This is a genomic window from Verrucomicrobiota bacterium, assembly GCA_016871535.1.
Lineage (GTDB): Bacteria > Verrucomicrobiota > Verrucomicrobiia > Limisphaerales > SIBE01 > VHCZ01.
Genome location: VHCZ01000307.1, coordinates 1 through 6,950 on the forward strand (window position 1 = coordinate 1; position 6,950 = coordinate 6,950).

The window sequence follows — 6,950 nt, forward strand, 5'->3', positions numbered from 1 at the left end:
CTTTTGTCCGTGGCCTGCGTTGGCTCGGTCCTTACAGCCCGCGTTGGGGATGCTCGGACCTCGCCGCCTTGGCCACAGCCAAAATCCCTCGCCGCAGGACCCCGCGCAATTTTCGGACACGCTCTAAGCTTTCAAGTTCAAAGTTGTGCCGCGAACCTTTGCCAGAAAAGCAAAAACACACGGCATTGTCGCGCAAGCGGTGAATGTGAATCTCCAGTCCCCTCACCCTTCGGACGAAACCGACTGGGAAGCCCGGTATCAGGCCAATGACATGCCCTGGGAAAAGGGAGAACCCTCCCCGGGGTTGGTGGATTTTTTGGCGGCGCACTCTGAATTGCCGCGCGGGACGGTGTGTGTGCCGGGTTGCGGCACGGGCCATGATGTCCGCGCTTGGGCCAGGACTGGCTTCTCAGCTTTTGGCTGCGACATCGCGCCCACTGCGATCACTTTGTCCGAGACTCGCACTCGCGAAGCAGGGCTGACCGCGCGATTCGAGTTGGGGGATTTTCTCAGCGACGCACCTCCGGCGCTTTTCGATTGGCTTTTCGAGCACACGCTGTTTTGCGCCATCAACCCGAACCGGCGGGACGATTACGTTCGGGCCGTGTTGCGCTGGCTGAAACCGCGAGGCCACTACCTCGCGGTGAACTACTTGATTCCGGATCGGGATGGACCGCCGTTTGGCACGACCCACGAGGAACTGTGGCAACGCTTCTCGCCGCACTTTGAGTTGCTGAGCGAATGGGTGCCGCGTTCCTACCCCAATCGCGTCGGCCTGGAGCGGATGATGTGGTGGCGGCGCAAGGTGACCTCTCAGTAAACGACGGTGGAGCGAGACTCCTGCCGAGCCGTGCCCCGATGGCCATTGGCTCGCGAGGACGCTCGCCCCACCTTGACCGACGGAATAAGACGGAATAGAACGGAAGCCGGAAGAAAGGTTGAAATTGGCCCCAGGATCGGTCATTATCGCAGTCCATGAGCGACCTCGAGCAGTTGGATGAGTTGATTTCCTGCCGTACGGAGGAGGGACGAAAAAGCGTAGAACCGTGCTCCATTGTCATTTTTGGCGCCAGTGGTGACTTGACCGCCCGCAAGCTAATTCCCGCGCTCTATCACCTTTACGCCGCCAAACAGCTGCCGTCCCCGTACCGAATCATTGGATTCGCCCGTCGCGAGAAAACGGACGCGGAATGGCGAGCAGAGTTGAAGACCGCGCTCAATCAGTTTTCACGCACGAAGCCGGTCAATGAGAAACTCTGGGAAGAGTTCTCGCCAAACCTGTTTTATTGCCAGGGCGATTTTTCCGAAGCGCCCGCCTATGCAAAATTGGAAAAACTGCTGACCTCCTTCGGCAGCGAGCCGCTTCGGCGCAATCTGTTGTTTTACCTGGCGACCTCTCCGAGCCAGTTCGCCCAGGTCGCGGAGGAACTGAACCGGGCCAGTCTCCTGCACAAAGAAGAGCAGACCGGTTCCTGGCAACGCCTGGTGGTCGAGAAACCTTTCGGGCACGACCTCGGATCCGCCCAGGAGTTGAACGGGGACTTGACCCGGTTCGCGCATGAGAAGCAGGTTTTCCGCATCGACCATTATCTCGGCAAGGAGACGGTGCAGAACATCCTGATGTTCCGCTTTTCCAATTCGATCTTCGAGCAACTCTGGAATCGGCAGTCGATCGACCATGTCCAGATCACCGTCAGCGAGAAGTTAGGCGTGGGCCAGCGCGGCGGGTACTATGAGGAAGCCGGAGCCATCCGCGACATGTTTCAGAATCACATTCTTCAGGTGCTTTCGCTGATCGCGATGGAACCGCCCGTGACGCTGGACGCCGAGGCGATTCGGGATGAAAAAGTCAAGGTGTTGAAATCCATCCGACCGCTCAACCCCAACGACGTCGCCAAACAAGTCGTCCGGGGACAGTATTTCGCCGGCATGCTCGACGGCCAGTTGCGGCCCGGATATCGACAGGAGCCGAAGGTGAAGTCCGAGTCAAACGTCGAGACGTATGTGGCGCTCAAGCTCTTTCTCGACAACTGGCGTTGGTCCGGCGTGCCGTTCTTCCTTCGAACCGGCAAATGTTTGCCCCTGAGCGCCAGCGAAGTGCGCGTGGAATTTCGTCGCACGCCGCATGTCTTGTTCGCCGCCGCGAGCAACAAAGCTCTCGACGCCAACGCGCTCACGCTGCGCTTGCAGCCGAACGAGGGAATCTCGCTGCGGTTCAATGGCAAAGTGCCGGGCACGAGCCTGCAACTGCGCCCGGTCCGGATGAATTTCAGCTACGATACCGAATTTGGCGCCTACACCCCCGAAGCCTACGAACGGCTGCTGCTGGAGGCCATGGCCGGCGACGCGACCTTGTTCATCCGCCGTGACGAAGTGGAAACTGCGTGGCGGATCGTGGATTCGATTCGCAACGGCTGGGAAGGAAAGTCGCTGTCGAATCGCGAGTTTTACTCCGCCGGCACCTGGGGGCCTGTGGCAGCCGAGGATCTCCTGGCTCAGACCAACCATGTCTGGCGCGATCCTCAGCCGATTCTGAAGTGATACTGCCGCCGGTCGCGTGAGCCGTTCAACGGATCGATTGGAATGGGTCGGGTTTCCCGACGATTCGAGCCTCGCCGAATCGGTGGCGGAGAGATGGCTTCGAGAGATGACTTCGTCGTCGGCGTCTTCGTTCGCTGTTGCATTGGCGGGCGGGCGGATTACTCGCCAGTTCTTCATCAGTTCCAGCCGGCTGTTTTCCAAGAAGAGTTTCCTTTTCGAGCGCGTTCACTTCTTCTGGGGCGACGAACGTTGCGTGCCGCCGCCCCACGCCGACAGCAATTATCGCCTCGCTTACGAGCATCTGCTCGGACCTTTGCGCATCCAGGAAGATCGGGTTCATCGGATTCGCGGCGAACTGGACGCAACGCAAGCGGCATCCGAAGCCGCGGCGGACCTTTGCCGGTCCGTCGCGCTGACCGCGAACAATCAACCCATTCTGGATTTGGTTTTTTTGGGCATGGGTGAAGATGGCCATGTGGCTTCGCTCTTTCCCGGTGAACCTGAAGCAGCCGCGCAAAGCCCGGCGGTGTATCGCCCGGTCGTGGCCACGAAGCCACCTCCCGTGCGGATCACGCTGGGTTACGACGCCATTGCCGCCGCGCGCCAGGTCTGGGTGCTGGCCTCCGGGGCGAACAAGGAGGAAGCCTTGCGGGTGTCCCTGTCTCCGGACGGCAAGACGCCGCTGGCGCGGGTCATTCAGATGCGGGAGCGAACCGTCGTTTTTAGCGATATCCGAATTCAGTAGCCTTCCCTCAGTGACGGTGGGGCGAGGCTCCTGCCGAGCCAATGCCATCGAAGGAAAGCCTCGACAGGAGCCTCGCCCTAGCCTCGCCCCACCGTCGTGAACACAGGGGCCATCCCTTCGCGATTGACTGGTTATCTGAACGATCCTCCGAGTTTTGAACGCGGCGGCGGGACCTAGACTCCAATCTATTGCAAAGCAGTTACGTTGCTGTCCACTAAGGGTTGGCACCGAGATCGTGCTCGTAACGAGGTTGGGGCGGCAATCGAACAGTTGGCCTCGTTGCTCTTCTGAGCGCCTGGGTGAAGGCGCAACGGATCTCATCACCATTGAGCCAGTGAAAACTGGCTCTTTTTGTTTAATCGGCGAGCCGGAGATTGCCAGGACGCTGCCCTTTGGTGGAGGAGACGAAAGCCAGCGTCAACGCGCACGGTTCATCATTCACCAGGCTGTAAACCAGAATACGCTCCAGCGTGAGATGCGGGTAAGCCTGGCAGCAGATGTTCACCATCTCCTCCAGCGTCTTGAACGGCACGGTTTCCTCGGCGTAATCCGGCGTATCCGTGCGCAGGAAGACAGCCTGGCCGATCTGATAATCTTTGGCCTGGTTGTTCAGGCGGGACCGGAACAGCGGGATGAATGAGGCGTTCTGCAAAAGGAGCAACCGGCGCGTTTCGTCATTTCCGCTGTTCTGATATGCGAAGTGAAGCGCATTGGTCGCGGTGACCGAATGCAACGTCGCGATCCCCGGCTGGCGCATGAGCAATTCTCCGGCCGCGTCGAACAACGCATCCCAGATCGATTGCGGCGCGGCGCCGCGATTCAGCAGTTCCACGGCCTTCCTGGCGGTGTCTTCATCCGAACCCTGTCGCAGCGTGACCAGCATCGCCTTCGTGGCGGCTGGATCTGCTTTTCCGGACTGCCAATCCGGTCGGATTTGCGACACGAACGGCGTGTTGCGGCGCAACGGGCGGTCGGAAGGATAATCGTTCTTCGCCGGATTGTCCTCCCCGCGGTCGCGCGCCAGCAACGCGAAAGCGAGCGAGCGCAAAACGGGCTCGGCATGCTGCCAGCCGACGGCTTGAAGGGTCCGCCATCCGTTAGCGGCGTAGATTGCTTTGTGGCCGATGTTACGGAAGTCGCGCTGACCAAAGCGCGCGAACAGCTCGAAAATCTCCTGCGCGCTGGCATTGCGAGCCAAGGCTGTGGCCGCAGCGTCTGCGGCGGCTTCGTCCCAATTCTCCATCGCGTCGGTGAACATCTGGCGCGCTTGGTGCGCCGGAGGAACGGCCGCTTCATCGACCGCCGGCATGGTCCAGTCGCCGTCCCGCACGTCCTGCGCTTGAGCGGATTTGAAATTGTCGATCGCCCAGAAGATGGGAAGCCAGCGATCCGAATCCGGCGACGACAGACTCGCGAGATGCGCGGAATTGACGACCATCACGGCGTGGAATTTGAAACCGACCGGACGCGGCTGAATGTTCCGAATGCCCGCGAGCAACACTGCCGCCAGCACATCCCGATAACTCAGGCCGCGGCGAACGCGCATCGCGACTTCTTCCAGAAGGCGGTCACGCGGCGTATCTTCGAGCAAACGGACGAGCGGCTCAATCTCCGCGTGGAACCGGACGATTTTGGGATCCAGTTTTGCCTCCGCGGCTGAGACGCGCGGCAAGCGAGACAGGAAAGCAAAGTCACCGAGTCCGGCCAAAGCGGTCGCGCCGGCGCTTGTGTGGAGGAAACTTCTGCGGGTAAAGGGAGTGTTCATGGTGCTCTCCGGTACGGGTTCAGTTGGTCTCTGGAACCACGTCAGGCTCGCGCATTCGGGCAGGCTCGACAAGCCCGTTTCGCGCCAGCAATTCCCAATCATTCTGTCTGAGCCATTGGACTGATGGACCGTTCCGCTTCCCGGCGCAGGAGGCTCAACTCGAAAGCCCATTTCCACTTCCGATCCGAACCGGGACCACCCCGGCGAACACACCGCCGAGCATTTCGCCGATCCAGGATGTGACGCTTGGGAAAGAGGCACCCAGCGCGTTAATCGTGTTTAGCATTTCCGATCCGGAAACGCCCGAGGCGTTGAGCGTTACCTCGTCTTCCTCCAACAAAGCTTTGGTGCCGGAGTCGAACATCGAGGTGAGCCCGGGCGGGGCCAATCGGACCTTGGTGATCACGCCGGTTGCAAGCCAGGTCGGCCAGAGCATCATCACCCTGACGGTCAAGGATGCGGGAGGAAAAACAGCCAGCACGAGTTTCGTCTTGAGTGTAATTGCGCCCTCGCAAGGTGGAGCGGCCAGCCGGGGCGATTTCAATGGCGACGGGCAGCCCGATCTGGTGTTTCAGGATCGGATCGGCTTCCTGGCAGCATGGATTCTGGACGGCGCCAATTTCCAGTCGGCAACCTTGTTCGAGCCGAGCAACGTGGGGGACCTGAGTTACCGAATCGCGGGCAGCGCGGATTTCGATCGGGATGGCAGAGAGGATTTGCTTTTTCAGAACCGGGAGGGCGCCCTGGCGGTGTGGTTGCTGGAGGGCACGCGACTGCTTAAGACCATAGCGTTGGAGCCGAGCCGACCGGACGCGCTCGGCTGGAGTGTCGCTGCGAGCGCCGATCTGAATGCTGACACCAAACCGGACCTGATTCTTCAACACTCGGACGGCGCGATCGAGGTGTGGCTCATGGATGGGACACGTCGATCACAGAGAGTCCAGACCAATCCTGCCAATCCGGGGGACCGAAACTGGCGAGTCGTGGCCTCGGGCGACTTCAATGGAGATCGACTTCCGGATATGGTTTTTCAGCATACGGATGGGAATCTGGCGGTGTGGATTTTGAATGGAACGGCGATGACGACCGGTGTGTTGCTCAACCCGCCGCGTTTCGGCGATGTCAACACCAAGGTGGTCAGTGCCGCGGATCGAAATCAAGGTGGCCAGGCGGATTTGCTGTTTCAGAATGTCATCGACGGTTCCCTCACGCTCTGGTGGATGGAGGGGATCAATCGGAGTTCAGTTCAGCCCTTGAATCCACCCAAGCCGGGTGGAACCTGGAGTGCGGTTGCTCCGCGGTGACCTCCGGATTTCGGGATTTGTTGTCATCGCAAAAGCGGCAATTCGCGGCGGAGCGGCCACTCCGCCCTACCGCGTGCAGACCTTGCCCTTCAACGCGTGTTCCCTCAGTTGAGGTGGGGTGAGCGTCCTCGCGAGCCGAATTCAATCGAACGGGTGCGATGGACGGCTCGGTAGGAGCCTCGCCCCACGGTCTGATCAGTAACGCGCTGAATTCGTGTTGCGGCCTGTGAGGGGACGTGCTTTGATCCGGACCGTCTTCAATGAAAACTGAACCCCTGGATCCTTTCGCGGTGCTGGAGCCGCTTTCCGAGATCGTTTGCTCCAAGTGCGGCCATCATAATCCCGGCGATGCTGCTTCGTGCGAAAAGTGTGAACGGCGCCTCCTGATTTACTGCGCCCATTGCGGCCATCCCAACTATCGCAGCAGTTCGCGCTGCGTCGAATGCCGCACGCAACTTCACATTTCTCGCCCGCAGCACTGGAAGCCGGCTCAAGCTCGAAAATGGGTCAACCCTCTCACCGCAATATTATTCGTCGTGGCCGTCGCTCTCACGGCGCGCGGCGTCTTCAAGCTCGCCAATGTGGACCTGCCCAA

6 protein-coding genes are annotated in these 6,950 nt (G+C 60.1%); 5 read left to right on the plus strand and 1 reads right to left on the minus strand.

What is annotated here, in order from left to right; all coding sequences use genetic code 11:
- The first annotated feature begins 271 nt into the window (after window positions 1–271).
- The 3 genes from FJ398_24550 (at window position 272) to pgl (ending at window position 3,286) form a co-directional block, all read left to right on the plus strand.
- A complete protein-coding gene (locus FJ398_24550; protein ID MBM3841065.1) occupies window positions 272–820 on the plus strand; it encodes a methyltransferase domain-containing protein in 549 nt (182 codons plus the stop codon).
- 155 nt (window positions 821–975) lie between these two features.
- Complete coding sequence (zwf, locus tag FJ398_24555; GenBank protein MBM3841066.1) at window positions 976–2,541, plus strand: glucose-6-phosphate dehydrogenase; 1,566 nt, start codon at window positions 976–978, stop codon at window positions 2,539–2,541.
- A gap of 16 nt (window positions 2,542–2,557) precedes the next feature.
- On the plus strand, window positions 2,558–3,286 hold the full coding sequence (gene pgl, locus FJ398_24560) for a 6-phosphogluconolactonase (GenBank protein MBM3841067.1): 729 nt from the start codon (window positions 2,558–2,560) through the stop codon (window positions 3,284–3,286).
- Between the two features lie 355 nt (window positions 3,287–3,641).
- On the opposite strand, the gene FJ398_24565 is transcribed toward pgl, so the two are convergent.
- A complete protein-coding gene (locus FJ398_24565) occupies window positions 3,642–5,051 on the minus strand; it encodes a hypothetical protein (protein ID MBM3841068.1) in 1,410 nt (469 codons plus the stop codon).
- Between the two features lie 23 nt (window positions 5,052–5,074).
- On the opposite strand from FJ398_24565, the gene FJ398_24570 reads away from it, so the two are divergent.
- The gene (locus tag FJ398_24570) at window positions 5,075–6,355 is read left to right on the plus strand and encodes a hypothetical protein (protein ID MBM3841069.1); all 1,281 of its coding nucleotides are present in this window, start codon (window positions 5,075–5,077) and stop codon (window positions 6,353–6,355) included.
- Window positions 6,356–6,615: 260 nt separating this feature from the next.
- The coding region (locus tag FJ398_24575) for a hypothetical protein (GenBank protein ID MBM3841070.1) at window positions 6,616–6,950 on the plus strand (335 nt) is incomplete at its 3' end.